This is a genomic window from Pseudomonas sp. H3(2019) (assembly GCF_007713465.1).
Taxonomy (GTDB): Bacteria; Pseudomonadota; Gammaproteobacteria; order Pseudomonadales; family Pseudomonadaceae; genus Aquipseudomonas.
This window is the reverse complement of the sequence record NZ_VMSG01000025.1, coordinates 1-26,348: the sequence shown is the minus strand read 5'-3', so window position 1 is coordinate 26,348 and position 26,348 is coordinate 1. Positions and strand designations below refer to the sequence as shown.

General features: G+C 60.3%; 21 protein-coding genes. 11 read left to right on the top strand and 10 right to left on the bottom strand.

The window, feature by feature from the left end; translation table 11 throughout:
* Positions 1-29: 29 nt before the first annotated feature.
* Positions 30-1,727, bottom strand: coding sequence for a glutamine--tRNA ligase/YqeY domain fusion protein (locus tag FPT12_RS22050; protein WP_145020011.1), 1,698 nt, complete (start codon positions 1,725-1,727; stop codon positions 30-32).
* Positions 1,728-1,989: 262 nt separating this feature from the next.
* Between FPT12_RS22050 and FPT12_RS22045 the strand changes: the two genes are divergently transcribed.
* Both FPT12_RS22045 and lpxH read left to right on the top strand, forming a co-directional pair.
* Positions 1,990-2,493, top strand: coding sequence for a peptidylprolyl isomerase (locus FPT12_RS22045; RefSeq protein ID WP_145020008.1), 504 nt, complete (start codon positions 1,990-1,992; stop codon positions 2,491-2,493).
* The gene (gene lpxH, locus FPT12_RS22040; protein ID WP_145020005.1) at positions 2,490-3,215 is read left to right on the top strand and encodes a UDP-2,3-diacylglucosamine diphosphatase; all 726 of its coding nucleotides are present in this window, start codon (positions 2,490-2,492) and stop codon (positions 3,213-3,215) included. Before FPT12_RS22045 ends, lpxH begins: the two co-directional genes overlap by 4 nt.
* A gap of 126 nt (positions 3,216-3,341) precedes the next feature.
* On the opposite strand, the gene FPT12_RS22035 is transcribed toward lpxH, so the two are convergent.
* The 7 genes from FPT12_RS22035 to FPT12_RS22000 form a co-directional block, all read right to left on the bottom strand.
* Positions 3,342-4,871: a DHA2 family efflux MFS transporter permease subunit gene (locus FPT12_RS22035; protein ID WP_145020002.1), complete on the bottom strand. Its 1,530-nt coding sequence runs from the start codon at positions 4,869-4,871 to the stop codon at positions 3,342-3,344.
* A 64-nt stretch (positions 4,872-4,935) separates the two neighbouring features.
* Complete coding sequence (locus tag FPT12_RS22030; RefSeq protein WP_145019999.1) at positions 4,936-6,138, bottom strand: HlyD family efflux transporter periplasmic adaptor subunit; 1,203 nt, start codon at positions 6,136-6,138, stop codon at positions 4,936-4,938.
* A gap of 15 nt (positions 6,139-6,153) precedes the next feature.
* Entirely contained in the window at positions 6,154-7,629 is a 1,476-nt protein-coding gene (locus FPT12_RS22025; RefSeq protein ID WP_145019997.1) for an efflux transporter outer membrane subunit, read from the bottom strand.
* Positions 7,626-8,099 carry a MarR family winged helix-turn-helix transcriptional regulator gene (locus tag FPT12_RS22020; protein ID WP_145019993.1) on the bottom strand — a complete coding sequence of 158 codons (474 nt, stop codon included), beginning with the start codon at positions 8,097-8,099 and terminating at the stop codon, positions 7,626-7,628. The genes FPT12_RS22025 and FPT12_RS22020 overlap by 4 nt, the downstream gene beginning before the upstream one ends.
* Positions 8,100-8,348: 249 nt before the next feature.
* Positions 8,349-12,020: a translocation/assembly module TamB domain-containing protein gene (locus FPT12_RS22010; RefSeq protein ID WP_145019990.1), complete on the bottom strand. Its 3,672-nt coding sequence runs from the start codon at positions 12,018-12,020 to the stop codon at positions 8,349-8,351.
* Positions 12,017-13,744 carry an autotransporter assembly complex family protein gene (locus FPT12_RS22005; RefSeq protein ID WP_145019987.1) on the bottom strand — a complete coding sequence of 576 codons (1,728 nt, stop codon included), beginning with the start codon at positions 13,742-13,744 and terminating at the stop codon, positions 12,017-12,019. The genes FPT12_RS22010 and FPT12_RS22005 overlap by 4 nt, the downstream gene beginning before the upstream one ends.
* A gap of 65 nt (positions 13,745-13,809) precedes the next feature.
* Positions 13,810-14,460, bottom strand: coding sequence for an N-acetyltransferase (locus FPT12_RS22000; RefSeq protein WP_145019984.1), 651 nt, complete (start codon positions 14,458-14,460; stop codon positions 13,810-13,812).
* A gap of 175 nt (positions 14,461-14,635) precedes the next feature.
* Between FPT12_RS22000 and xthA the strand changes: the two genes are divergently transcribed.
* Both xthA and FPT12_RS21990 read left to right on the top strand, forming a co-directional pair.
* Complete coding sequence (gene xthA, locus FPT12_RS21995; RefSeq protein ID WP_145019981.1) at positions 14,636-15,448, top strand: exodeoxyribonuclease III; 813 nt, start codon at positions 14,636-14,638, stop codon at positions 15,446-15,448.
* Between the two features lie 221 nt (positions 15,449-15,669).
* Complete coding sequence (locus FPT12_RS21990) at positions 15,670-17,010, top strand: substrate-binding domain-containing protein (protein ID WP_145020163.1); 1,341 nt, start codon at positions 15,670-15,672, stop codon at positions 17,008-17,010.
* A gap of 9 nt (positions 17,011-17,019) precedes the next feature.
* Here FPT12_RS21990 and cobF read toward each other — a convergent pair whose 3' ends face one another.
* Positions 17,020-17,787 carry a precorrin-6A synthase (deacetylating) gene (cobF, locus tag FPT12_RS21985; RefSeq protein WP_145019978.1) on the bottom strand — a complete coding sequence of 256 codons (768 nt, stop codon included), beginning with the start codon at positions 17,785-17,787 and terminating at the stop codon, positions 17,020-17,022.
* A gap of 258 nt (positions 17,788-18,045) precedes the next feature.
* Here cobF and FPT12_RS21980 point away from each other — a divergent pair, with 258 nt between their 5' ends.
* The 7 genes from FPT12_RS21980 to astA all read left to right on the top strand — a co-directional run bounded on the left by FPT12_RS21980 (position 18,046) and on the right by astA (position 25,341).
* Positions 18,046-18,900 (top strand): MurR/RpiR family transcriptional regulator, encoded by an 855-nt coding sequence (locus FPT12_RS21980; protein WP_145019975.1) that lies wholly within the window; start codon positions 18,046-18,048, stop codon positions 18,898-18,900.
* 2 nt (positions 18,901-18,902) lie between these two features.
* On the top strand, positions 18,903-19,547 hold the full coding sequence (locus FPT12_RS21975) for an isochorismatase family cysteine hydrolase (RefSeq protein WP_145019972.1): 645 nt from the start codon (positions 18,903-18,905) through the stop codon (positions 19,545-19,547).
* On the top strand, positions 19,544-20,896 hold the full coding sequence (locus tag FPT12_RS21970; protein ID WP_145019969.1) for a glutamine synthetase family protein: 1,353 nt from the start codon (positions 19,544-19,546) through the stop codon (positions 20,894-20,896). The genes FPT12_RS21975 and FPT12_RS21970 overlap by 4 nt, the downstream gene beginning before the upstream one ends.
* Positions 20,880-21,632 carry an N-formylglutamate amidohydrolase gene (locus FPT12_RS21965; RefSeq protein ID WP_145019967.1) on the top strand — a complete coding sequence of 251 codons (753 nt, stop codon included), beginning with the start codon at positions 20,880-20,882 and terminating at the stop codon, positions 21,630-21,632. Before FPT12_RS21970 ends, FPT12_RS21965 begins: the two co-directional genes overlap by 17 nt.
* Positions 21,633-21,776: 144 nt before the next feature.
* Complete coding sequence (locus FPT12_RS21960) at positions 21,777-23,126, top strand: APC family permease (protein ID WP_145019964.1); 1,350 nt, start codon at positions 21,777-21,779, stop codon at positions 23,124-23,126.
* 132 nt (positions 23,127-23,258) lie between these two features.
* On the top strand, positions 23,259-24,275 hold the full coding sequence (locus FPT12_RS21955) for an arginine N-succinyltransferase (protein ID WP_145019961.1): 1,017 nt from the start codon (positions 23,259-23,261) through the stop codon (positions 24,273-24,275).
* Between the two features lie 31 nt (positions 24,276-24,306).
* The gene (gene astA / locus FPT12_RS21950) at positions 24,307-25,341 is read left to right on the top strand and encodes an arginine N-succinyltransferase (protein WP_145019958.1); all 1,035 of its coding nucleotides are present in this window, start codon (positions 24,307-24,309) and stop codon (positions 25,339-25,341) included.
* Between the two features lie 153 nt (positions 25,342-25,494).
* Here astA and FPT12_RS21945 read toward each other — a convergent pair whose 3' ends face one another.
* Positions 25,495-25,827: a hypothetical protein gene (locus tag FPT12_RS21945; RefSeq protein ID WP_103317243.1), complete on the bottom strand. Its 333-nt coding sequence runs from the start codon at positions 25,825-25,827 to the stop codon at positions 25,495-25,497.
* Positions 25,828-26,348 lie beyond the last annotated feature (521 nt).

Below are 26,348 nucleotides of genomic sequence, written 5' to 3'. Positions count from 1 at the left end.
TCTATGCAAAGCCGGTCAAGCCTGCATGATCACTGGCCCCACGAATCACGCAGGGTCACGGTACGGTTGAATACCGGAGCGCCCGGTTTCGAGTCCTTGATATCCGCGACGAAGTAACCTTCGCGCTCGAACTGGAAACGGTCTTCCGGCTGTGCATTGCCCAACGAGGGTTCAGCACGACAACCGGTGAGGACTTGCAGTGAGTCAGGGTTGATGTTGTCCAGGAAACCGGCGCTGTCTTCGGCCTTCTCCGGGTTCGGAGAACGGAACAGACGATCGTACAGACGCACTTCGCACTCGACGCTGGCCGCGGCCGGCACCCAGTGGATCACGCCTTTGACCTTGCGGCCTTCAGGGTTCTTGCCCAGGGTTTCAGGGTCGTACGAGCAACGCAGTTCGACGATGCTGCCATCGGCATCCTTGATCGCTTCGTCGGCACGGATCACGTAGCTGCCGCGCAGGCGCACTTCACCGGCTGGCTCCAGACGCTTGTAGCCCTTCGGCGGCTCTTCCATGAAGTCTTCACGGTCGATGTAGATCTCACGGGCGAATGGCAGAGCGCGCACGCCCATGTCTTCTTTCGGGTGGCACGCCAGTTCGAGGTTTTCGACCTGGCCTTCCGGGTAGTTGGTGATCACGACTTTCAGTGGACGCAGTACGCACATGGCGCGCGGGGCACTGTGATCGAGGTCGTCACGGATGCTGAATTCAAGCATGCCGAAGTCAACCACGCCGTCGGAACGGTTGGTGCCGATCATTTCGCAGAAGTTGCGGATCGATTTCGGCGTGTAGCCACGACGGCGGAAACCCGACAGCGTGGACATGCGCGGATCATCCCAGCCATTGACGTGCTTTTCATCGACCAGTTGCTTGAGCTTGCGCTTGCTGGTGATGGTGTAGTTCAGGTTCAGACGGCTGAACTCGTACTGACGCGGGTGCGCCGGTACTGGCAGGTTGTCGAGGAACCAGTCGTACAGCGGACGATGGCTTTCGAACTCCAGGGTGCAGATCGAATGGGTGATGCCTTCAATGGCGTCCGACTGACCGTGGGTGAAGTCATAGTTCGGGTAAATGCACCACTTGTCACCGGTCTGGTGGTGATGGGCATGACGGATGCGGTACATGATCGGGTCGCGCAGGTTCATGTTCGGCGAGGCCATGTCGATCTTGGCCCGCAGCACGCGTGCGCCGTCCTTGAACTCGCCGGCCTTCATGCGGGCAAACAGGTCGAGGTTTTCCTCAACCGAGCGGTCGCGGAACGGGCTGTTCTTGCCCGGCTCGGTCAGGCTGCCGCGGTATTCCTTGGCTTGTTCAGGAGTCAGGTCGTCGACGTAGGCCTTGCCCGCCTTGATCAGCTCGACCGCCCACTGGTGCAACTGGTCGAAATACTGCGAGGCATAGCGCACTTCACCGGACCACTCAAAGCCCAGCCACTTGACGTCGCTTTCGATGGCGTCGATGTATTCCTGATCTTCCTTGGCCGGGTTGGTGTCGTCGAAACGCAGGTGCGTCACGCCACCGAATTCCTGGGCCAGGCCAAAGTTCACACAGATCGACTTGGCGTGACCGATGTGCAGGTAGCCATTGGGCTCAGGCGGGAAACGGGTGACGATCTGCGCGTGCTTACCCGAGTCCAGGTCCGCCTGGATGATCGGGCGCAGGAAGTTGACCGGCACGGCAGGGCCAGTCTTGGAATTCGAGGTGGGGTCGACAGTCGGCTTGCTCATAGGATCCTTGAACGTACAAGTGCGTGGCCTTCATGGAGGCCTGACAAAACAAAGCCGCTATCATAGCCGATGCGGTCAAGCGCCTGACAGAGCAGGCCCCAAAACTGCTGTTTTTAATCCACCTGATTTGAAAAACAGCCTCGAAATTCGCAGCCATCGCGCTAAACTGCGCACCTTGGTGATTTTTCGCCAAACAGGTACGGGCTCGCACGCGTCACGCAGCGCCCCGAAAGCCACGAATTCCTTGAATAGAGTAGTAATCATGACTCAAGTCAAACTGACCACCAACCACGGCGACATCGTCCTGGAACTGAACGCCGAGAAAGCCCCGATCACCGTGGCCAACTTTATCGAATACGTCAAAGCCGGCCACTACGAAAACACCGTTTTCCACCGTGTCATCGGCAACTTCATGATCCAGGGTGGCGGTTTCGAGCCTGGCATGAAGGAAAAGAAAGACAAGCGTCCAAGCATCCAGAACGAAGCTGACAATGGTCTTTCCAACGACAAGTACACCGTTGCCATGGCCCGCACCATGGAGCCGCATTCGGCTTCCGCACAATTCTTCATCAACGTCGCCGACAACAGCTTCCTCAACCACAGCGGCAAGAACGTTCAGGGCTGGGGTTATGCCGTGTTCGGTAAAGTGACCGCCGGCACTGACGTTGTCGACAAGATCAAAGGTGTTTCGACCACCATGAAGTCCGGCCACCAGGACGTTCCAGCAGACGACGTGATCATCGAGAAAGCCGAGATCATTGAGTGATATTACTGATTTCAGATTTACATCTGGAAGAGGAACGCCCGGACATTACCCGGGCGTTTCTGGATTTGCTCGCCACCCGCGCCCGTTCGGCGCAAGCGTTGTACATTCTCGGCGACTTTTTCGAGGTGTGGATTGGCGACGACGCCATGAGCCCCTTCCAACGCTCCATCTGCCAGGCCCTGCGCGAACTTAGCGACAGCGGCACGGCGATCTTTCTGATGCACGGCAATCGCGACTTCCTGCTCGGCAAGGCCTTCTGCAAAGCAGCCGGCTGCACCTTGCTCAAGGATCCAAGTGTCGTGCAACTCCATGGTGAGCCGGTGCTGTTGATGCACGGCGACAGCCTGTGTACCCGCGACGAAAGCTACATGAAGCTGCGTCGTTATCTGCGCAACCCCATCAGCTTGTTCATCCTGCGCCATCTGCCGCTGCGTACCCGCCGCAAACTGGCGCGCAAGCTACGCAGCGAGAGCCGCGCGCAAACCCGGATGAAAGCCAACGACATCGTCGATGTGACCCCCGAGGAAATCCCGCGGATCATGCAGCAGTACGGCGTAAAAACCCTGGTCCACGGCCACACCCACCGCCCCGCCATCCACAAATTGCAGATTGGCGAGCAAGCGGCCAAGCGCATTGTTCTGGGGGATTGGGATCGCCAGGGGTGGGCATTGCAGGTGGATGAGCAGGGGTTTCAGTTGGCGGCGTTTGATTTTTCGAGCTGATCGTTCATTGATCGTTCCCACGCTCTGCGTGGGAATGCAGCCCGTGACGCTCCGCGTCACATCCAGAGCCGAACGCGGAGCGTCCGTTGAGGCATTCCCACGCAGAGCGTGGGAACGATCCTTCCTCTAGTGCCCTGAGGCCTCCGGCCCCGCCTTCGCCGCAAACGGCGGCTTGGCCAGCCATACCAGCAGAATCAATCCCATAAAGCCCCAGCCCAGCAGCGTGAAGTAATCCACAGTGGAAAGCATGTACGCCTGGCTGGTCAGCAGGTGATCGAGCTGCGCATACGCCGGATTGCCCGCCCCGCCCAAGGTATTCAAGGTATCGCGGGTCGTCGGGTCGAAGGTGCTGAGGCTTTCGCTCAGGTAAGCGTGATGCTGATCGGCGCGACGGATCCAGATCCAGGTGGTCAGCGAGGCCGCAAAGCTGCCGCCCAAAGTCCGCAGGAATGTCGCCAGGCCCGCGCCGTCGGCGATCTGATGCGGCGGCAGGTCGGACATCAGAATACTCAGGGTCGGCATGAAGAACAGCGCCACACCAATCCCCATGAACAGCTGCACCAGCGCCACGTGCTGGAAGTCCACCTCATTGGTGAACCCGGCGCGCATGAAGCAGCTCAAGCCAATCGCCAGGAACGCTAGCCCGGCCAGCAGCCGCAGATCGAACCGGTGCGCGTACTTGCCGACAAACGGTGACATCAACACCGGCAGAATACCGATCGGTGCCACCGCCAAGCCGGCCCAGGTCGCGGTGTAGCCCATCTGGGTTTGCAGCCACTGCGGCAGAATCAGGTTGATGCCAAAGAACCCGGCGTAACCCAAGACCAGCACGATGGTGCCGATGCGGAAGTTGCGATGGGCGAACAGCCGCAGATTCACCACCGGGTGCTTGTCGGTCATCTCCCAGATCACGAACACTGCTAGCGCAATCGCCGAAATAGCCGCACCGATAATGATGAAGTTCGACTCGAACCAGTCCAGGTCATTACCCTTGTCGAGGATGATCTGCAACGCGCCGACGCCAATGATCAATGTAATCAGACCGACGTAATCCATGGGTTGGTAACTCGTCACCACTGGCCGCGCCTTCAGTTGCTGGCGCACGACCATTACCGCGAAAATCCCGATGGGTACGTTGATAAAGAAGATCCACGGCCAGCTGTAGCTGTCGGTAATCCAGCCGCCGAGGATGGGACCGGCAATCGGCGCCACCACCGTCACCATCGCCAGCAACGCCAGGGCCATGCCGCGCCTGGCCGGCGGATAGACCGCGATCAGCAGGGTCTGGGTCATCGGATACAAGGGACCTGCCACCAGGCCTTGAAGTACGCGAAAGCCGATCAGCTCAGGCATCGAGGTCGAGATCCCGCAGAGGAACGACGCCAGCACGAACAAAATCGTGGCCCAGAGAAACAGCTTCACTTCACCGAAGCGCCGGCTCAGCCAGCCGGTCAGCGGCAGCGCGATGGCGTTGCTCACGGCGAACGACGTGATGACCCAGGTGCCCTGCTCCGAACTCACGCCCAGGTTGCCGGAAATAGTTGGCAAGGCCACGTTGGCGATGGTGGTGTCGAGCACCTGCATGAAGGTCGCCAGCGACAGGCCAATGGTGCTGAGCACCAGGCTGGGCGGCTTGAAAGACGCGTTAGTACTCATCGCGAATCCTTTGAAACGAGGCAGTCGCTGCGACCGTTACGGCCGCAGCTGAGGGATTGGCGAATCAGCGTTGAGCGGTTTTGGCCGCCAGTGAGCTGTTGTCGTGGATCAAGCGGGTAATCATCGCGTCGGCCTCGGCCAGCTGACGGTCGTAGACGTTGGTACTGAACGAAGCCTTTTGTGGCGATTGCTGCGCCAGCACCGGACCGCTCTGGTCGCGCAGGTTGACGTTGACCATTGTCGACAGACCCACCCGCAACGGATGTGCGGCCAGTTGCTCGGCGTTGATGTGAATCCGCACCGGCACCCGCTGAACGATCTTGATCCAGTTACCGGTCGCGTTTTGCGCCGGCAGCAAGGCAAATGCGCTACCGGTCCCGGCGCCAAGGCTGTCGATGGTGCCGTTGTATTTCACTTGGCTGCCATAGAGGTCGGCTTCGATGTCCACCGGCTGACCGATGCGCATGTCACGCAGCTGGGTTTCCTTGAAGTTGGCGTCGATCCACAGCTGATCCAGCGGGATCACCGCCATCAGCGCAGTCCCCGGCTGAACCCGTTGGCCAAGCTGTACGGTGCGCTTGGCCACATAACCGGTGACCGGCGCGATCAGTATGCTGCGGGCGTTGGCCAGGTAAGCCTGACGCACTTGTGCAGCAGCGGCCTGGACGTCCGGGTGAGACGAAACCACCGTGTCATCGACCAGCGCGCTGGTGGTGGCGAGTTGCTGCTGAGCATTGGCCAGGGCGTTCTGCGCCGAGGTCAGGTCATCCCGTGCGTGGGACAGTTCTTCCTGGGAGATCGCCCCGCCCGCTGCCAGATTCTTCCGGCGATTGAAGTTGTCCTGAGCCTTTTGCACTTCGGCTTTCTGGGCGTTGACCTGGGCTTTCATGCCGTCAACGTTGCTGTACAGGCCGCGCACCTGGCGCACGGTGCGGGCCAGATTGGCTTGTGCACTTTGCAGGCCGACCTGCGCATCGTTCGGGTCGAAGTTGACCAGTACCTGGCCTTCGTGGACCAGATCGCCATCGTCTGCGCCGATGCTGACAACCGTGCCGGTGACCAGCGGCGTGATTTCCACCACGTTGCCGTTGACGTAGGCATCGTCGGTGCTTTCGCTCCAGCGTCCGTAGAGTTCGTGCCAGCCCCAGACACCAAGGCAGCCAACAATGACCAGGACCGTCAGCACCAGCAGCATGAATTTACGTTTGCCTGAATTGCCCGCGTCTTGGGCGCTTTCAGGCGTTGGGTTGTTTTCGATAGTGGCCATGACAAGTACCTTGAATTATTGATTCAGCGTGGCAGGCGCTGGGGATGAGGTGGCCGTGGCCAGGGTGTCGGCTTGAAACCCGCCGCCCAGTGCCTGCATCAGTTGAATCGACAGATCGATCTGCTCGGCATTCAGGTTCGCCAACTGGCGCTGGGCCTGGAGCAATTGCTGCTCGATGCTGAGCACGTCCAGGTAGTTACCGATGCCGGAACCGTAACGCTGGACCACCGTGTTGTAAGAATCCTGGGCGATGTCGGTGGAGTGTTGCTGCGCACCGATCTGCCGACCGATGTCACGCAATTGGGAAATCGTGTCGCTGACATCCCCCAAGGCTTTCACCAGTGTCTTGTTGTACTGCGCGACAGCGAGGTCGTAGTCGGCGTCGCGTGCATCGAGGTTGGCGCGCAAGCGACCGCCATCGAAGATCGGCAACGACACGGTTGGCATAATGTTGAAGAAGCGGCTCGCCGAGCCGAACATCGCGTCACCCAACAATGATTCGGTACCGGCGGCTGCGCTCAGGTTGAGGTTCGGATAGAACTTTGTCTTGCCGGCGTCGATGCTTTTGCTCGCCGCCTCGACCCGCCAGCGCGCGGCGATCAGGTCCGGGCGACGACCGAGCAATTCAGCCGGCAACGTCGACGGCAACGCCACGGCGTTGGCCTGAAGGACTTTCGGCCGGGCAATCTCATTACCGCGATCCGGGCCTTTGCCGAGCAGCACAGCCAGGGCGATTTTCGCGCTCTGCAGGGTCTTTTCAGCGTCGATCAACGTCGCTTCGGAGCTGGCTTCCAGGCTTTCGGTTTGCTGGTACTGGTATTGGCTGTCGATGCCGGAGCTCAGCCGACGCTTGCTCAGATCGAGCATTTGCCGGGTGCGCTTGAGGTCGTCGTTAGCCAGGTCATAAACGATATGGGCCTGCCCAAGGTTGCTGTAGGCGCGGGCGACATCGGCCGACAAGGTCAGCTGTGCGGCTTGCTGATCGACTTCAGCCGCGCGGGCCTGGCCCAGCGCCGCTTCCCAGGTGGCACGCTGACCGCCCCAGAGGTCGAAGGTGTAATTGAAGCTGGCGCCGATACTGCGCACCGTGGCGTAGCTGCCGCCGACCCCGGTCGGGTCCTTGTCACGGGCCAGACGCGAGCGGCTGACACTGGCGCTGGCATCGAGGGTCGGCATCCGCGCGGCGTCGGCGGCATAAGCGGCGGCGCTGGCCTGGTGGGCGCGGGCGTCGGCGATCTGCATGTCCGGGCTGTCGTGCAGCGCTTCGCGGATCAAACCGTCGAGCTGCGGGTCGCCAAGGCTTTTCCACCAGTCGCTTTTTGGCCAGGCCGCCGGCGACAGGCTGACACCGTTGAGGGACTGCCCGGCCTTGAGGGTTTTCGCATCGAGGCTCACGCCCTGGGTGTTCAGGCCGCTGTAGCTGGCACACCCGGCCAGGCTCATGGCCAACAGCACCAGGCTGAGGCCGGTACGCAAGGTTTTACGGCTCATTTGTCACCTACCCGCAGCAAAGTGATCGAGTCACCAGCCGCCAGCAAAATTTTCTTCAGGATCTGTTCCAGGGTTTTCAACTCTTCCGGCGTGATGGCGCCTGCCAGTTCGTTCATCGCCTCGGCACCGATATGCGGCAGACGGTCGGCCAGCTTCTGCCCTTCCCCGGTCAGCACCAGCCGCACCTGACGGCGGTCGCCTTCGCAGCGTTGGCGGGAGAGAAAACCCTTCTGTTCCAGACGATCGAGCATGCGGGTCATCGAACCGCTGTCCAGCGACAGGTGTCGGCACAGCTCGGCCGGCGTATCGACGCCGAACTGGGCCATGATGATCAGCACCTTGAACTGCGCGGCGGTGATGCCATGGGGTTCCATGTGCGTATCGATGATCCGGTCCTTGAGCAGCGCGGCGCGCCCGAGCAAGAGACCGAGGTGGCAATTCTGGAATTCGTCTGGCGTGAAATGTTTCATCTGACCACCCATTAGCTGCCTAGGCAGGGAAAGTATGTCCAGATATTACTGCCTAGGCAGCGGATGTCAACGTAATAGTTAGGAAGCTTTGTAATCGACTGATAAATGGCACAGTAGATCGCTCCCATGCTCCCCGTGGGAATGCCGCCATGGACGCTCTGCGGCCGCTTTGAAAGTGACGCGGAGCGTCACGGGATGCATTCCCACGCGGAGCATGGGAACGATCACTCAGAAGGAAGGACGGGAGGGTTAAAAATCCCGCTTGTAGAAGATATCCAGCGAACTGGCGATGCCGCTGGCGGCTTCCAGGTAGACCATTTTGCTCAGCTTGTAGCGCAAGGCGATGGTGTTGGCCGGTTCGAATACGCCGACGCCGTAACGCAAACTGAGTTTCTCGGAGAGGTTGCCGCTGGCCACCACGCTGGTGGTGGTGCCGCTGCCCTGGGTGTCGAGCTGGAAGTCCTGAATGCCCAGATCCTTGGCCAGACTGCCGGTCAGGTCGGAACTGCCCATCAAGCCCAGTCCCAGCGCGGCTTGAGCCAGCATGTTGTTGTCTTCGCCGTTGCTGGTCAGCGGACGCCCGAGCACCAGATAGGACAATGCCTGTTCCTGGCTCATCGCCGGTTCCGAGAAGATCTGCGTGGTCGGCTGCTCGGCGCTGCCGCTCAGGCGAATTCCGGCGATCACGTCGTCGGTCTGGCGCACCGCTTCGATGTCCAGATACGGCTGATCGATGGGCCCGGCGAACAGCAGTCGTGCACGCCGTACCGTCAAGCGCTGGCCGTAGGCACGATAACGGCCATCGTTGAGCCAGAGTTCGCCGCGGGTGTCCATGTTGTCACCGATGTGCACATGACCTTGCAGGTTCGCCGTCAGGCCGAACCCGGCAAAGCTGAGCTTGTCCTCGCCTACCACCACATCGATGTCCATTGCCATGGCCATCGGCGGTTTGCCCGTTTCGGTCTGGTGACCGACGATCACCGTGTCATCGGAGACCTTGACCGTTGATGGCGGCAACTCACGCACGGTGATTTCGCCCTTGGGTACCTGCACCTTGCCGACAATCGCCAGTTTGTCGTTGTTGATCGAGATTTTCAGGTCCGGCGCTACTTCCAGCACGGCGTATGGCTCGACCGTGACCGGCAGTTGTGTGCCTTTGAGGCTCAGATCCACCACCAACGCCTGGCCCCAGGCAACATGCCCGTTCAAGCTGCCCTGCCCGGCCTTGCCGCTTTTCCAGCCGCCGTTGAGCTGCACGCTCTCGCCGGCAATCTGCGCCTGAAGCTGCAACGCCTCAAAACGCGTCGGCAGCTGTGGTCCGGAGATTTCACCGTCGCTGAGGGTCAGGTTGCCATTGACCTGCGGCGCCAGCAGCCCGCCCGACAAACTGCCGCTGCCATTCAGGCGCCCGGTCAGTTTCTCGACCATCGGCACAAACGGTCGCGCCACCGACAGGTCCAGACCGCTCAGACGGAACGAACCGTTCAAGGGTTTGTTCTTGGGCAGCGGATTGATCTGCGCCTGCACCATCAGCTCGCCCAACTTGCCACCGACAAAGTCGAGCTGCGTGTCGATGCGTTTCGGGTTCAGGGTGCTGGTCAGCTTCAGCGTCTGGTAAGGGAAATCCAGCCACTGATCCTTTTCTTTCATGCGCAACGTACCGCCGCTGGCATCGACCATGATCTGACCTTTCGGGCCGCTGGCCGGCAGGTCAAGTTGCACATCGGCATTGAGCTTGCCGTGCCAGGCAAAATCTTTCGGCAACCATTGCGCGAGGCTGTCGATCGAAAACTGCTTGAGGTGGTAACGCAGCTTCGGTTCGGGCATCAGCCGCTGGTCTTCGCCGCACAGACTGGCCTGCCCGGACATCCAGCAATGCGCGCCGAAAGTCAGCTTGCCGTCGGCCAAGCGTTCGATTCTTGCCGGATTTTGCAGCTTCCAGTCCTGGCCGCCAGCCTGTAGGTCGCCACTGGCCAAACGGCCGCGCCAATTGCCTTTATCCAGATTGCCGTCGAGGCCCAGCGCCAGTTTCAGTTGCGGGCCCAGCAGGTCCAGTTGCAGCTTCTGGTTTTTGATATCGCCCTGGCCGCTGGCGGTCAGCGTGCCCAGTTGAGTGTCGCCGGCCTGAATGCCGCTGCCCTTGAGGTCGATCTTCGCCCGTTGCGCGCTGTCGAGACTGGCGTCGAAGTTCAGGCTTTGCAGGCGATTATCGTTGAACGCCAATTGCACGCCTTGCAGGCTGAGTTTGCCTTGCGGTGCCTGGAGGTTGCCGGCTACGTCAACCCGACCGTTGAGCTGACCGCGCAACTGCGGCCAGAGCTGGCCGAGACGTGGTGCCTTGATGTCGATCCGGCCGGCGAGTTTCTGTTGCAGACTGCCGCTGCCATCAATGCGATTGTCGCCCAGACGGATATGCAGCGCGCTGAGGTTCCAGCGCTCGCCCGCACCATCGGCCTTGGCTTGCAAGACTGCCGGCTGACCGCGCAGCTTGCCCTTGAGGTCGAGGTCAGCATTGAGGCTCAGGTGTTGATCTTTCATTTCACCCTTGCTGCGCAACGGTCCGGCCAGGGTTCCCGGCAGCTCCGCCAGCCAGTACGCCGGGTTGATCGCCGACAAATCCAGCGCAGTGTCCCAGGCAATGCCATTGGCGAACTGCAGGTTCAAATGCCCTTCGGCCTTGCCCTGCCCGGCCGCCAGTTTGAATTCCGGCAGGAAGACTTTCGTCAGGTCGCCGCTGAACGGGCTACTCAGGCTGAACGCTCCGGCCGGACCATCCAGCGCTGCCTTGAAGTTGCCCAGATAGTTGCCGTCGCGGTAGGACACTTCACCATTGAAGCTGCGCAGCACCACCTGGGGTTCGTCAATCAACGGGTACAGCCGATGCCACGGGAAGTCCAGCCAATCGATTTTCGCCTCGGCACTGAGGCCCTCGGACCAATCGAGTTGCCCGCTCAGTTTCAGGTTTTGCGTGTCGTTGGCACTCAGATCGAGCCCGGCGATCTGCGCGCCCTTGGCGTCGACCTTGCCTTGCAGCAGCAACGCGACCGGGCCCTGCTCCGCTGGCAATGTCGCTTTGCCGAGCAACTGGTAACCGTTTTTCAGGTCACCGTTGCCGGTCAGTTCCAGCTGATTGAGCTGCAAGGTGTCCGGCAAGTCGGCGCCGGCCTTGAAGCCATCGGCGGTAATCCGCACCTTGGCCGGCAAGTTTTCCACCAACGGTTGCAACTCGCCCGTCAGTTGACCTTGCAGGTAACCGTTGCTGTCGGCGTGCAGGTTCAGGGTTTTCAGCAAATCGCCATCGACTTTCAGCGCCAGCGTCCAGGGGGCTTTACCCGGTGCCGGCAAGGTCAGCTTGCCTTCGGCGCTGAGCGGCCAGTTGCCGGTCGGTTGCAGCAGCCCGGACAGGTCCAGGCTAAGGTCATCGCGTTGCAAATGCACAGCGTCGATCTGCAAGCCCTTGGCCGTCCAGTGCGCGGCCAGTTGCAGGTCTTTGAGCTGCTCACTGCCGTTAAGCAACAGGCTGCCGATTTGCACCTCGTCCAACTGGATTGCCACCGGCAATTTCAACTCGGGCAGGCTGATCGGCCCGCTGCTGGCTTCGTTGCTTGGGGCAAATTGCAGAATGACTTGCTCAGTCTTCAATTGCTCGATGCACAGGGTCATGCGCAGCAGGCACAGTGGCGACCAGACAAACACCGGCTTGTTCAGCTCGACCCGACTGCCCGTTTGCCGCCAGAGCAGATGATCGGCACTCCATTGGCCGCCCAGGCGACCCTGGAAATTTTCCACGCTCAAACCCGGCACCTGGCCCAGCGTCCAACGACTGCCCGCTTGTGTACCGAGCAAGGCGCCGATGCTCAGTAACAGCAACGCCACCAGCGAGAGCATCGCCAGCAGCGCTATTTTCAAACCACGCTTCACAGCTCAGGCCCCATGGAAAAGTGCAAACGAATACCACCGGGATCATCCAGCGCATGGGCCAGGTCGAGGCGGATCGGCCCGACCGGCGAAACCCAGCGCACGCCAACGCCGACCCCGGTCTTGAGGCTCGGCAGGTCCAGCGTGTTAAACGAGTTGCCCTGATCGACAAAGGTTGCGATGCGCCACTTTTCGGCGATGGAATATTGATACTCGACGCTGCCAGCCACCATGTAGCGCCCACCCACGCGCTCGCCGGCGGAGTTTTCCGGCGACAGACTCTGGTAGTCGTAGCCGCGCACGCTCTGATCGCCACCGGCAAAGAAGCGCAATGACGGCGGTATGGTTCGATAACCATTGGTGGCACTGCCACCGAGCTGTGCGCGAGCGAGGAACCGATGGTTGTCCCACACGGTGGTGATGCCTTTGACCAATGCGGTGCCATACACCACGTTGGTGTCCGAACCCAACCCTTGCTTGGCCACCTTGCTCTCGAATTGCAGGCGATAACCGTTGTGCGGGTCGATGCGGTTATCACTGCGCAGATAGGAATAACTGATGCCGGGCATCAGCAAGGTACTCAGGCCCGAATCGTCGCCGAGGCGATACTCCTCGCGTTGCCATTTCAACGAAATCACCCGCTGCCAGCCGCTGGGCAATTTGCTGTGCCATTCAGGCCCAAGAGTCAGCAACTTGCTCAGGCTGTCGGTGTTGGCCAGCTCTTCATTTTGATAACCACCGGCAAACCGCAGTTTGTCGGTGAGTGGCGGATCCAGTGGTACGTCGTACCAGAGGCCGACGTTCTGCCGTGGCGCCGAGACTTCCGCTTCCCAGCCATAACTGTGGCCTTCGGCATTGACCCAGTGTCGGGTCCAGTTGGCCTTGGCCCGCGGCCCGACGTCAGTCGAAAAGCCCAGCCCCAGGCCCATGGTGCGCGGTTTGCGCGTGTCGAGTTTGACCGCCACCGGAATCACGTCATTGGCCGCAGCGGTCGGCGCCGCATCAACCCGCACCGCGTCGAAATAGCCGCTCGTTTGCAACGCCTGATTGAGTTCGGCGATCAGTTCGGAGTCATACGGTGCCCCGCTCTTGAACGGCACCATGCGTTGCAGCAGGTCTTCGTCGAACGGCGTATCGCCGGTAAAACTGACCTTGCCCAAGGCATAACGCGGGCCGCTGTCGTAAATCAGCTCGATGTCCGCGACGCCGGCCCGAGGGTCGACCAACAGTTTCTGGCTGGTAAAGCGCCCACTGAAAAAGCCGAAGCGCGAAGCCTGATTCTGGATCAGCCGCTTGGCGTCTTCGTAATGGCCATGATTGAGCACAGCACCGGATGAGAGCAGGTCGCTCTTGGGCACACGAAAGGATTTGAGGCTGGCAGCCGGACCGTCGACACGAATGGTCACGTTGCGCAAATGCACCGGCTCGCCGGGATCGATGTTCAACACCAACGTTGGCGACTTGCCGTTTTTGACTTCGCTTTCTATATGGGGCTGGTAATAACCCAAGGCCTGGGCGGCCTTGCGGGCCTGCTCTTCGGCGCCACGACGAAAGCGCAACAAGGCTTCCTCATCGCGATCGCCGAGGCCGCCGATATAGCCCTCTATATTGGCCTTCAGTTCATCGTTGGACGGTTTGATCCTGACGTCCAATTCACTTTGCGCCAGGGCCGCTACACTGCTGAACAGCACGAGTAAACCGCTGGTAAATCTTCCTGGAAACTTCATAGGCGCGGATGCTATCACGAGCGTAGGGGCGTGATAGAGCGAACAATCTGTACAAAAGTTCGACCTCAACCTGTTGCGCTATGTAACACCTGCGGATTGGCGTGGAAAAACACGTGCTCGAGAACAGGCCCTACAGCAACTTCGCCAATTTCTTCATAACCCTGACGCTTATAGAACTCCAGATAACGCGGATTCCCAGTGTCGAGTACTACACCTTGGGAATGCTCATCGACCGCGCACCAGTTATGCACGGCTGTGAGCAACTGCTCGCCGAAGTGCCGGCCTTGAAACTCCGGATGAATCCCCAGCAACGGCAGAACATGCACCGAGTCCGATGGCAGGCAGGCCGCCACCGCCGCGTGATACTCCAGATAACGCCGGGTACAACGCAACCCGGCGCTCAGCACCATCCGCAGGCGCCAGGCCCAACTTTCGGTAATGCCCAGACGACGTTGCGGCGGCGCGATCAGTGCAATGCCGATCAACCGGTCATTGATCAACAGACCGATCGCCGGCAATTCCTGCACAAAATGCTGTTCGACCAGTTCCCGTACCGTGGCCCGGACCCGGTGTTCATAGCCAGGGCGTTCAGCCTCGAACAAGTACTTGAAGACTGGCTCGTGTCGATAGGCGTGGTACAGCAAGGAGCGAGCTTCGTGCGAATAGCCACTGTCGAGCCGGTGGACATCAGCAATGGCAGTTGAGGTTTCAGGCATGACGGTTTATCTCCCCTGAGCGGGGCTAAAATGGCCCCGTTCTTATAAGTACGAACCCGCTACAACGCTGATCGTTCCCACACTAAAGGACATTAGCAGTGCATCTACCCTACTGCCATGCTGGCTGACTTCGTACATGTCAGCTAGCATCGCAGTTTTGCCAGGACTGCCGACCATGAAGATCGTCTCGTTCAACATCAATGGCCTGCGCGCCCGCCCCCATCAACTGGCGGCACTGATCGAGAAGCACCAGCCGGACGTCATCGGCTTGCAGGAAACCAAGGTCGACGACGTCCAGTTCCCGCTCGCCGAGCTTGAGGCGCTGGGCTATCACGTGAGCTTCCACGGCCAAAAAGGTCATTACGGCGTCGCCCTGTTGTCACGTCAGGCACCGCTCGCGTTGCACAAAGGCTTTGCCAGCGATGAAGAAGACGCCCAGCGCCGCTTCATCTGGGGCACGTTCGCCGATGCCAACGGCGTACCGGTGACGATCATGAACGGCTATTTCCCACAGGGTGAAAGCCGCGACCACCCGACCAAGTTCCCGGCCAAGGAGCGCTTCTACAATGACTTGCAGACGCTGCTCGAAACCCAGTTCAGCAATGACCAGCCGCTGGTGGTGATGGGCGATGTGAACATTTCCCCGGAAGACTGCGACATCGGCATCGGCCCGGACAGCATGAAGCGCTGGCTGAAAACCGGTAAATGCAGCTTCCTGCCGGAAGAGCGCGAGTGGATGGCCCGTTTGAAGAACTGGGGCCTGGTGGACAGCTTCCGCCACCTGAACCCGGACGTGACCGACCGCTTCAGCTGGTTCGATTACCGCAGCCGTGGTTTTGAAGACGAGCCCAAGCGCGGCCTGCGCATCGACTTGATCATGGCCTCCCAGGGGCTGTTGCCACGGGTCAAGGCCGCCGGTGTCGACTACGAACTGCGTGGCATGGAAAAACCCTCGGACCATGCACCGATCTGGCTTGAGCTGAGCTGATCGCTGCATTTCGAGACATCGATCGTTCCCACGCTCCTGCGTGGTAACGCCTCTGGGGACGCTCCGCGTCCAGTGACGCGGAGCGTCACGGGCTGCATTCCCACGCAGGTGCGTGGGAACGATCAATCGCAGAGCGTGGGAACGATCATTGTGTCGTCATATTTCAGCAACCTTAATGTCTTATTCTCCCGACACTTCCTGTGACCTTGAAAGGTGTCGGCCTGATGCTGCGCGCTCTGTTACCGCTGCTGCTCTGCGGTTTGCTTCCTTTCGCTGCCACCGCCGCTGAGCTGCCGATACCCGAGCGTGGCCCTGCCCTGCGCATTCAAGGCTCCAACACCATCGGTGCGGACCTGGGCCCGGCGCTGGTCAAAGGGTTGTTGCTGGAACAAGGGTTGCAAAAGGTTCATAGCGAAGTCTCGGACAGAGACAACGAGCAGCAAATTGTCGGCCAGACAGCCCAGGGTCGGCGGGTGGTCGTGGACATCGCCGCCCACGGTTCCAGCACCGGTTTCGCCGCACTGAAAAACGCCAGTGCCGACCTGGCGGCGTCTTCGCGTCCGATCAAGGACAGCGAACTGATCGACCTCGAAACCCTCGGCGACCTGAAAAGCCCGAGCACCGAGCAAGTCATCGCCATCGATGGCCTGGCAATCATCCTGCATCCGCAAAACCCGCTGACGCAGCTGAACACCGAACAACTGGCGCGGATTTTCAGCGGCGAAGTGAAAACCTGGGAAGCACTCGGCGGCACCGGTGGCCCGGTGAACCTCTACGCCCGGGATGACCATTCGGGCACCTACGACACCTTCAAGGAACTGCTGCTGAGCCATCGCGGGAAAGCGCTGGCGGGTTCGGCAAAACGCTTCGAATCCAGCGAGCAACTGTCCGATGCGGTCAGCCAGGACCCGCAAGGCATCGGCTTTATCGGCTTGCCTTACGTGCGTCAGGCCAAGGCTGTGGCGATTGTCGATGGCGACTCACAGCCGATGTTGCCGCTCAACAGCCTGATCGCCACCGAGGACTATCCGCTGTCGCGTCGGTTGTATTTCTATTTGCCGCCTGATGGCCAGAACCCCTGGGCCGACGCGTTGGTGAAATTCACCCAGAGCAGCAAGGGCCAGGCGATTGTCGCCGCCAGTGGATTTATCGCGCAGACGGTGCAAGCCATGAACGTCACGCCGAACCCGCAGATGCCTGACGACTACCGGGCAATCATTGAGCATGCACAACGACTCACGGTGAATTTTCGCTTCGAAGAAGGCAGCGCCAGCCTGGACAACAAGGCCCGACAGGACCTGTCGCGGGTACTCGACTATTTAAGGCAACACGACAAGCTGAACAAACAGGTGACACTGGTTGGCTTCGGCGATGCCAAGACCGATTCGCAGCGGGCCGCCCTGCTCTCGAAGCTGCGCGCCATGGCCGTGCGCCGCGAGCTGGTGAAAAGCGGCGTGGTGTTTCGCGAGATTCGTGGCTTCGGCGCCGAAATGCCGGTGGCGGCCAACAGTGCCGATGAAGGACGAATCAAGAATCGCCGGGTGGAAGTCTGGGTTTACTGACAACCGCGCTCACTCTGGCGATTCAGGCTTGCGCAATAAATAGGTGTCCATGATCCAGCCGTTGGCCAACCGTGCAGCTTTCCTGACCCGCGTTATCTCTTGCGCAACGTCTTTGAGCTTGCCGGAAATGAGAATTTCATCCGGCGTGCCAAGGTAGGCGCCCCAGTAAATCTGCTGCTCCTGATCGGCAACCAGCTTGAAGGAATCTTCTGCGTCGAGCATCACCACCAGACTGTCGGCATCGCTGACCTGGCCCGCAGCCAGCCGGCGGCCGGTGGTGATTTCAACGGAGCGCCCAATGCGATTCAACGGCACCTTGTGCTGCGCCGCCAAGGCCTGGACGCTGCTGATGCCGGGAATCACCTCGAAGTTGAAGGTACAACGACCGGACTCTATGATCGCCTGCAAGATCCGCAGGGTGCTGTCATACAACGCCGGATCGCCCCACACCAGAAACGCCGCACATTCGTTGTCCGTCATCTCCTCGTTAATCAAGCGCTCGAAGAGCTGTTGCTTGTCGCGGTTCAGCTCTACGACGCTGGCATTGTAGTCCGCATCGCCGCGCACCCGCTCGGGGCTGTGGGCCTCGACGAAGCGATAAGCCGGCTCGGTGATATAGCGCTCGCATATTTCCCGCCGCAGGTCGATCAGCTTGTCCTTGCTCTGCCCCTTGTCCATCAGAAAGAACACATCGACCCGGTTCAACGCATTGACCGCCTGCATGGTGATGTATTCGGGATTGCCGGCACCGATGCCGATGACCAGTAGCTGCTTCATGGATGCTTCACCTCGCTGTGCGTCATCGTGTCCAACGGACTATCCGTAGAAAAACGTGCCAATTTCCTACACGGAATGAAGCACTAGCGTACAACATCAGGCGAAAGCCACGCAGGCCTTGTCCGACAAGACTTTCGCCCCACTTTAGTGCTTTTCAGGCACATGAAAAAATTCACTAGACATGTAGCATAAATTACATAAATACTGATTTAACGGATTGTGAAATAAAAGCAACACACCCCTCTAGCAGGAGCTCGGATGCCCTCACTCAGAGACCGGATCACCGATCCCGGCCTGGACCTCACGCCGTCGGAACGCAAAGTCATACGTGCATTGCTGGACCAGTACCCGCGCAACGGGCTGGGCCCGATGTCACGCCTGTCCGAGCATGCCGGCGTCAGCGATCCGACCATCGTGCGCCTGGTGAAAAAACTCGGCTTCGGTGGCTATGCCGATTTTCAGGACGCGCTACTCAGCGACATGGATCACCGGTTGCGCTCGCCCAGTGCGCTGTTGCAACCGCGTTCGCACCTCAAGCAAGACGATGTCTGGACCCATTACCTGGCGGACAGTCACCGCGCCCTGCTCGAAACCCAGGCCCTGACCCAACCCGAAGATGTGCGCATTCTGGCCGAATGGCTGCTGGATGCACGGCATCAAGTGCATTGCTTCGGCGGTCGCTTCAGCAGTTTCCTCGCCCACTACCTGCTCAATCATTTGCGCCTGTTGCGTGCGGGCTGTTTTGCCCTGGAAGACAATGCGCAACTGCCCGATCGGCTGTTCGATGTGCAACGCCAGGACGTGGTGCTGGTGTTCGACTATCGACGCTATCAATCCCAGGCACTGCGCGTTGCCAGCGCAGCCAGGAACCGGCATGCGCGTGTCGTGCTGTTCACCGATATCTACGCCTCGCCGCTGCGCGAGATGGCGGATCTGGTGATCACTGCGCCCGTGGAGTCGGCGTCAGCCTTCGACACCCTGGTGCCGGCGCTGGCCCAGGTCGAAGCCTTGATTGCCTGCCTGACGCCGCGTTGCCCGGATCTCGCCGAGCGACTGGAAGGCATCGATGCACTACGAAGCGATTTCACCACTCACCTGCTGGAGGAAAAATAAGGATGTTTATGCTCCCCCATCACTCGCCCCGTGACCTGCCGTTTGCTACCGACCACACCGCGCTGCTGCTGGTGGACATGCAACGCGCCTGGCTTGAGCCGCAGTTCGACCCGCACCTGCAAGGGCCCGATGCCAGGTATTTCCTCGAGCGTACCCGCCAGCAGGTGATTCCCAATCAGCTCAGGCTGTTGGCGGCCGTGCGCACGGCTCGGCAGAACGTTCTGCACACGCTTATCGAAAGCCTCACCGCCGACGGTCGCGACCGCTCGCTGGACCACAAACTGTCGGACATGCACCTGCCAAAAGGCAGCCCACACGCCGCCATCATTGAAGAGCTGACACCGGCCGAAAACGAAATCGTCTTGCCCAAGACCTCCTCCGGAGTTTTCAACTCGACCAACATCGACTATGTGCTGCGCAATCTGCAAACCCGCCATCTGATCATCGCCGGCATCGTCACCGACCAGTGTGTCGACATGGCCGTGCGCGATGCGGCTGACCGCGGCTATCTGGTGACGTTGGTCGAAGACGCCTGCGCGACCTACACCGAGCAACGCCATCTGGCGTGCCTGAACGCGATCAAGGGCTATTGCTGGATCACCGACACGCAGACCGTGCTCGACCGTTTGCAGGCGTTGCAGGCATGAGCCGCGCCAACAGCAGTGAACCCCTGACGCCCGTGGCCATGACCACCATCGTCACCACGGACCTGATCGGCGTGACCCGCGGCCGGTCGTTTCCCAGCGATGAACTCGAACACTACAAAGCCGCCGGTTGCGGTTGGGTCCCGGCCAACAGCGCGCTGACCCCGCAAGACATCATCGCCTCCAGTAATCCGTGGGGTGCCTACGGTGACTTGCGGCTGATCCCCGACCTGGCCAGTCGCGTAACGGTCAGCAACGGTCCCGATGCCAGTGCGCCGGCCCTGGATTTTATCCATGGCGACATTTGCGAAACCGATGGCCGTCCATGGGCGGCCTGCCCGCGGACGCTGCTGCGCAACGAAATACAGCGTTACCACGATGAACTGGGGCTGCAGATCACTTCGGCCTTCGAGCACGAATTCAACCTCACCACCGACAGCGCCCAGACCGAGCATCTGGCATTTTCGCTGGAGGCCCAGCGTCAGGGCGCGGCATTCGGCGGCTGGCTGCTCAGCGCCTTGCGCGCAGGTGGGGTCGAGCCGGAAATGTTCCTGCCCGAATATGGCAAACACCAATACGAAATTACCTGCCGTCCGACCCAGGGTGTCGCGGCGGCCGACCGCGCGGTCAATGTGCGCGAGATCACCCGTGAGATCGCCCGGCAAATGGGCCTGAACCTGAGCTTTGCACCCAAGACGTCCGAGCACGCGGTATGCAACGGCGTGCACCTGCACCTGAGCCTGCACGGCCTGTCCGGCGATCCGGTGCTGTACGACGCCGGGACCGCCAATGGCCTGTCGACCCTCGGCCAGCACTGGTCCGCAGGCGTATTGCACTACTTGCCGGCCCTCTGCGCGTTGACCGCGCCGACACCGATTTCCTATGAGCGCCTGCAACCGCATCACTGGAGCGCGTCGTATGCGTGCCTGGGCCAACGCAACCGCGAAGCGGCGCTGCGGATCTGCCCGACCGTGAGCCTGGGCAGCAAATCCGAGGCCGCGCAATTCAACCTCGAATTCCGCGCCATGGACGCCACGGCCTCCCCTCATCTGGCGCTGGCTGCCGTGCTGATTGCCGGCCGACTGGGCATCGAGCAACGCCTGGCGCTAAACGCGATCACCGATGAAGTCCCGGATTCGCTGAATGAAGAACAACGCCAGCGCCGCGGCATCGTCGCCCTGCCCGCGTCACTCGCGCAGGCCCTGAGCCACTTGCGGGGCAGCGAGGCCTTGCTTGAAGCCTTGCCAAGCGCCTTGCTCGACACCTATTTCGCCGTCAAAACCGAGGAACTCGCCTTGACCCAACACCTGTCGCCCGCCCAACTCTGTGAGCACTATGCACGCCTCTACTGAATCTGCCGAGTCTGGACTCTACACCGAGCCGGCGTACAGCCTGAGCCTGGAAGCGTCCGAGCACCCGCTGATTCTGGTGTGTGAACATGCCAGCCGCTACATCCCGCCGGCCTTGAACGATCTGGGGTTGAGCCGCGAGGCCGCGCACGAGCACATTGCCTGGGACATCGGCGCCCTGGAGCTCGCCGAGAGCCTGTCCAAAGCCCTCGGCGCAACCCTGCTGGCGGCCAACTACTCGCGCCTGCTGATCGACCTCAACCGTCCGTTGCGGGCCCCGGACAGCATCCTGGCCAAGAGCGAAATTTACCCGGTGCCAGGGAATCAGAACCTCGACGAAGCGACCCGCGACTACCGACGCCAGTGCCTGTTTACGCCGTTTCACACCCGCCTTGGCGAACTGATCGATACACGTCTGGCCGAAGGCCGTGCGGTGCGGGTAGTGGGTATTCACAGCTTCACGCCGATCTACTTCGGCCAGCCTCGGGCGCTGGAAGCCGGCGTGCTCTACGGGCAGGCCGAGGATTATGCGAACCGGCTGATCGACGGGTTGGCCAGTCATCCACTGCGGGTCGCCGGCAATCAGCCCTACAGAATCAATCCGGCGAACGACATGACAGTGCCGTTTCACGGCGACGCCCGAGGCATCGATTCGGTGCTGATCGAGGTGCGCAACGACCTGTTGCGCAATCGGCTGGCAGTCCAGACCTGGAGCGATTATCTGGCGCCGTTGCTGTAGAGCCACGGCGTCAAGCGAACCGTTTCAAGCTGAAAAAACACCGATAGTTATACCGGTAAAGCAACGATAACAAACGCGTCAGCGTGTTTATGAACTGCCTGGTTCAAACACATTGCCATAGTGGCTTACAAGGAGAACTGCTTCATGGAAATAGAAGAATTCGGCTACAAGCAAGAGTTGAAACGCAGCCTGTCGCTGACCGATCTGGTGGTTTACGGGATGATTTTCATGATCCCCATCGCCCCGTTCGGCGTCTATGGTTACGTCAACCAGGAGGCGCCCGGCATGGTGCCACTGGCCTACATCATCGGCATGGTGGCGATGGTGTTCACCGCATTGAGTTACGGCAGTATGGCGCGAGCCTTCCCGATTGCCGGCTCGGTCTACTCCTATGCTCAACGCGGGCTGAACCCGCATGTCGGCTTTATCGCCGGCTGGCTGATGCTGCTCGACTACCTGCTGATCCCGCCGCTGCTCTACGTGTATGCGGCGATGGCGTTGAATCACCTGTACCCGGACATTCCCAAGGTCGGTTTCATCCTCGCCTTCCTGGTCAGTGCGACCTTCGTCAACCTGCGGGGAATCACCTTTACCGCACGGATGAACATCATCTTTCTGCTGGCGCAACTGGTGGTGCTGGGGATTTTCCTGTTCTACGCCTGGACCGCCTTGCACGGTGGCGCCGGTAACGGCCAGCTGACCCTGGCGCCGTTGTACAACCCTGAGCACTTCAACTTCGCGTTGCTCATGCAAGCGGTGTCGATTGCGGTGTTGTCGTTCCTCGGCTTCGATGCGATTTCGACCCTGGCAGAAGAGATCAAGGGCGATCCGGGCCGCAGCGTCGGCAAAGCCGCGTTGATCACGCTGGTGGTCATGGGGGTGATTTTCGTCGTGCAGACCTGGATCGCAACGGACCTGGCCGCTGGCATGGGATTCAAGTCCGCCGATACCGCGTTCTATGAAATCGCCGAAATCGCCGCCGGCAGTTGGCTGGCAACTGTCACCGGTGTGGCCACGGCACTGGCCTGGGGCGTGGCGGTGGCGATCACCTCGCAAGCCGCGGTATCGCGCTTGCTATTTGGCATGGCACGCGACGGTAAACTGCCCAAAGTGCTGGCCAAGGTACACCCCAAACACAACACCCCGCACATCAGCATTTACCTGGTGGCGGTGCTGTCGCTGCTGATCTGCTACCTGTTCATCAACTCGGTGGACACCCTGACTTCATTGGTGAACTTCGGGGCCCTGAGCGGCTTCATGCTGCTGCACCTGACCGTGATCAACCACTACTGGCGTCGGCAGAAATCCGGCCAGGTGATCCGTCATCTGGTCTGCCCGGTGATCGGCTTCGTCATCGTCAGCGCCATCTTGTACAACATGGGTGTCGATGCGCAAAAGCTCGGTGGCATCTGGATTGCGGCGGGCCTGGTCTACCTGTTTTTCCTCAACAGAATCGGCGCCAGCGCTGTGTTGCCGGACCCTTCCAACAGTTAAGAAAGGCCTGTGTTTGAAACGTCGAGCGGTCGCTGGCAAGGATTAGCCTAACGCCGTTGTAATGCGTGGAAACCGACAGTGATAGTCAAGCCTGATGCCCGGCATCAGGCCCTTTGATACAGGAGTACCTCCATGCTGGCCTTACGTCCAGTTCAGTTAACCGACTTGCCTCAGTTGCAGCAACTGGCACGCGACAGTCTGGTGGGTGTCACCTCGTTGCCGGACGACACCGAGCGCCTGCGCCAGAAGATTCTCGCTTCCTGCGCATCGTTTGCCAGTGACGTGAAGAACCCTGGCCCGGAGAACTATTTCTTCGTGCTGGAGGATCTGGCCAGTCAACGGCTGCTGGGCTGTTCGGAAGTCCTCGCGACCGCCGGTTTCAACGAGCCCTTCTACAGCCTGCGCAACCGCCCGTTCACCAGTGAGTCGCGCGAGCTGAACATTCATCACGGGGTGCCGGCGCTGTCGTTATGCCAGGACCTCAGCGCCCATACCTTGCTGCGCGGTTTTCACGTCAACGCCGAGCTTGAGCGCACGCCCTCCTCGGAAATGCTTTCGCGGGCCCGGCTGATGTTCATCGCCGCCCATCCTCAGCGTTTTTCCGACGCAGTAATTACCGAAATCGTCGGCTACAGCAGCGATACGGGTGAGTCGCCGTTCTGGGATGCATTGGGCAAGCACTTTTTCGACCTGCCCTACGTCGAGGCCGAACGTCTCTGCGGCTTGCAGAACCGAAGCTTTCTCGCCGAGTTGATGCCGCACTACCCGATCTACGTGCCGATGCTGCCGCAAAGCGCTCAGGCGTGTATTGGCCGGATTCATCCGGATGGCCAGGAAGCCTTCGATATCCTTGAACGTGAAGGCTTCGAGACCAACAGCTACATCGACCTCTTCGATGGTGGGCCAACACTGTTTGCACGCGCCCCGAGTATTCGTTCGATCGCCCAGACCCGCACGGCCGTTGCGCACTTGAGCTCACACAGCGGCGGCAAGACGCCGTACCTGCTGAGCAATGACGCGCTGGAAAACTACCGGGCGATTATCGCCGATCTGGACTGGAGCGCGGACGAGCCCGTCTTGCTCAACACCGCCCAGCTTGACGCCTTGCAACTGGACAATGGCGGCCCGGTTCGGCTGATTGCGCTATGAAGCAGGTCTTCCGCACCCAAGGAGCTCCATCATGATCGTGCGCCCGGTTCAAATGACCGACCTGCCCGCGTTACTGGCGCTGGCACGCCACGCCGGCCCAGGGTTCACCACGCTGCCGGCCAACGAGGAGCGTCTGACCCTGCGTATACGCTGGGCGCAGCGGACCTTTGCCGGGCAGGTTGAACGGGCTGACGCCGACTATCTGTTTGTGCTCGAAGACGACGATCAGCAAGTGATCGGCGTCAGCGCCCTGGCAGGTGCCGTCGGGCTGCGCGAGCCCTGGTACAACTACCGCGTCGGGTTGACGGTCAACACCTCGGCAGACCTGGGAATCCGTCGACAAATCCCGACCTTGTTCCTCAACAACGAGATGACCGGCCAATCGGAAATCTGCTCGTTGTTCCTGCGCCCGGATCAGCGCCAGGGCCATAATGGCCGGCTGCTGTCGGTTGCGCGATTGCTGTTTGTCGCCGAGTTCCCGCACCTGTTCGGCGAAAAACTGATCGCCGAACTGCGCGGCAGCGCCGACGAGCAAGGCTGCTCGCCGTTCTGGGACAGCCTGGGTCGACATTTTTTCAAAATGGATTTCAGCCACGCCGATCACTTGTCCGGGCTCGGCAACAAGTCGTTCATCGCCGAGCTGATGCCACGTCAGCCGCTGTACACCTGCCTGCTCACCGAGCAAGCCCAGGCGGTGATCGGCAAGGCCCATCAAAACGCCGAACCGGCGCGCAGAATCCTCTGCAACGAAGGCTTTGCCCATAAGGGTTACATCGACATCTTCGACGGCGGCCCGGTTATCGAAGCCCAGGTCTCGAAAATCCGTGCCGTGCGCAACAGCCAGTCGCTGGACCTGATGGTCGGCACACCTGACGACAATGCACCGCTCTGGCTGATCCATAACCAGCGCCTGGAAAACTGCCGGATCACCGCCGCCCGCGCCCGACTGGTCGGCAATAGCTTGCTGGTCGATCGCCTGACCGCCAAGCGCCTGCAATTGCAAGCTGGCAGCTCGGTACGCGCCGTGCCGTTGCTCAAGCAACAGCGGCAGGCGGTTGCCGCATAACTCGCCAAACAAACAGCAAAAAACCCGCACATGGCGGGCTTTCTGCTTGATGGGGTCAAATCCTTTTGTCAGTTCAATCTGCGCTTCAGGATGTAAGTAATTCGTGAAAAGCCTGTCGCAGGATCGAGAAAAAGACAGACCGCACTGAACACTCTATTTAACTGAATCCAAAACCGGTTCCGGCAACCGCCGCCCGAGCACATCCAGCAGATCACAGCCATCACGCAACGGAATGGCGCACAGCAAGGCGAAATCGTTGAGGATCACCGAATCGCTGGCAATCTCCCCACGCATCGCCAGGTTCTCCAGCACCTGAGTCACCGCACGAATGCGATAACGGGCAGCGTCGAGCAGGATATCGAGCGGCGCGTGGGTGTCGACGAACAAGGTCGGCATGTCGGAGCAGTTGCTGGTGAGGGCCATGTAGCGGTTGGAAGGATGAGAAGTTGGCGGGACGTAGGGTGGATTGGGGGTGTAGGTGTTCATTATTCTGATTCCTAACGTATGGATTGAAGCCGCCAGTTATCACTTCCACGCAATAGGTGGCGGCTGTACGCAGGTGTGGAAGACCGGGACGTTAGGCACCCGGCGCGCTCGAAAGCGCCCCGCGCACAGCCACCATAAAACTCAGACGATAAAAAAACGCCGAACTGGTGGCGCTTTGTGCGCCTAACGATATAAGGGCTTCCACACCCTGTCACTGAATTTGCAGTGACAGCCCAAAGACTATCGGTGAAGCCCAATTCACGCCAGTTCACGCACACCGCTACAACGTGCGGGAAATCTCCGACGAGCTTGCCCAGAAACATCACCGTTTGATTCGATCGTTCCCACGCGCAGCGAAGGAATGCATCCTTTGACGCTCTGCGTCACATCCGGGAAGGGACGCGGAGCGTCCCGGGCGGCATTCCCACGCAGAGCGTGGGAACGATCAGCGAAGTGACGCGCCCGCCCCCAACCACTCAACAGGCCGAGCGTTAGCTCGCCTGCCGCTGTTGATCTTGATC

What these genes read in the sequence shown, in the direction of transcription:
- FPT12_RS22050 (WP_145020011.1), bottom strand. Translation starts at nt 1,727, where the DNA reads ATGAGCAAGCCGACTGTCGACCCCACCTCGAATTCCAAGACTGGCCCT.
- FPT12_RS22045 (WP_145020008.1), top strand. Translation starts at nt 1,990, where the DNA reads ATGACTCAAGTCAAACTGACCACCAACCACGGCGACATCGTCCTGGAA.
- FPT12_RS22035 (WP_145020002.1), bottom strand. Translation starts at nt 4,871, where the DNA reads ATGAGTACTAACGCGTCTTTCAAGCCGCCCAGCCTGGTGCTCAGCACC.
- FPT12_RS22030 (WP_145019999.1), bottom strand. Translation starts at nt 6,138, where the DNA reads ATGGCCACTATCGAAAACAACCCAACGCCTGAAAGCGCCCAAGACGCG.
- FPT12_RS22025 (WP_145019997.1), bottom strand. Translation starts at nt 7,629, where the DNA reads ATGAGCCGTAAAACCTTGCGTACCGGCCTCAGCCTGGTGCTGTTGGCC.
- FPT12_RS22020 (WP_145019993.1), bottom strand. Translation starts at nt 8,099, where the DNA reads ATGAAACATTTCACGCCAGACGAATTCCAGAATTGCCACCTCGGTCTC.
- FPT12_RS22005 (WP_145019987.1), bottom strand. Translation starts at nt 13,744, where the DNA reads ATGAAGTTTCCAGGAAGATTTACCAGCGGTTTACTCGTGCTGTTCAGC.
- FPT12_RS22000 (WP_145019984.1), bottom strand. Translation starts at nt 14,460, where the DNA reads ATGCCTGAAACCTCAACTGCCATTGCTGATGTCCACCGGCTCGACAGT.
- xthA (WP_145019981.1), top strand. Translation starts at nt 14,636, where the DNA reads ATGAAGATCGTCTCGTTCAACATCAATGGCCTGCGCGCCCGCCCCCAT.
- cobF (WP_145019978.1), bottom strand. Translation starts at nt 17,787, where the DNA reads ATGAAGCAGCTACTGGTCATCGGCATCGGTGCCGGCAATCCCGAATAC.
- FPT12_RS21980 (WP_145019975.1), top strand. Translation starts at nt 18,046, where the DNA reads ATGCCCTCACTCAGAGACCGGATCACCGATCCCGGCCTGGACCTCACG.
- FPT12_RS21975 (WP_145019972.1), top strand. Translation starts at nt 18,903, where the DNA reads ATGTTTATGCTCCCCCATCACTCGCCCCGTGACCTGCCGTTTGCTACC.
- FPT12_RS21970 (WP_145019969.1), top strand. Translation starts at nt 19,544, where the DNA reads ATGAGCCGCGCCAACAGCAGTGAACCCCTGACGCCCGTGGCCATGACC.
- FPT12_RS21965 (WP_145019967.1), top strand. Translation starts at nt 20,880, where the DNA reads ATGCACGCCTCTACTGAATCTGCCGAGTCTGGACTCTACACCGAGCCG.
- FPT12_RS21960 (WP_145019964.1), top strand. Translation starts at nt 21,777, where the DNA reads ATGGAAATAGAAGAATTCGGCTACAAGCAAGAGTTGAAACGCAGCCTG.
- FPT12_RS21955 (WP_145019961.1), top strand. Translation starts at nt 23,259, where the DNA reads ATGCTGGCCTTACGTCCAGTTCAGTTAACCGACTTGCCTCAGTTGCAG.
- astA (WP_145019958.1), top strand. Translation starts at nt 24,307, where the DNA reads ATGATCGTGCGCCCGGTTCAAATGACCGACCTGCCCGCGTTACTGGCG.
- FPT12_RS21945 (WP_103317243.1), bottom strand. Translation starts at nt 25,827, where the DNA reads ATGAACACCTACACCCCCAATCCACCCTACGTCCCGCCAACTTCTCAT.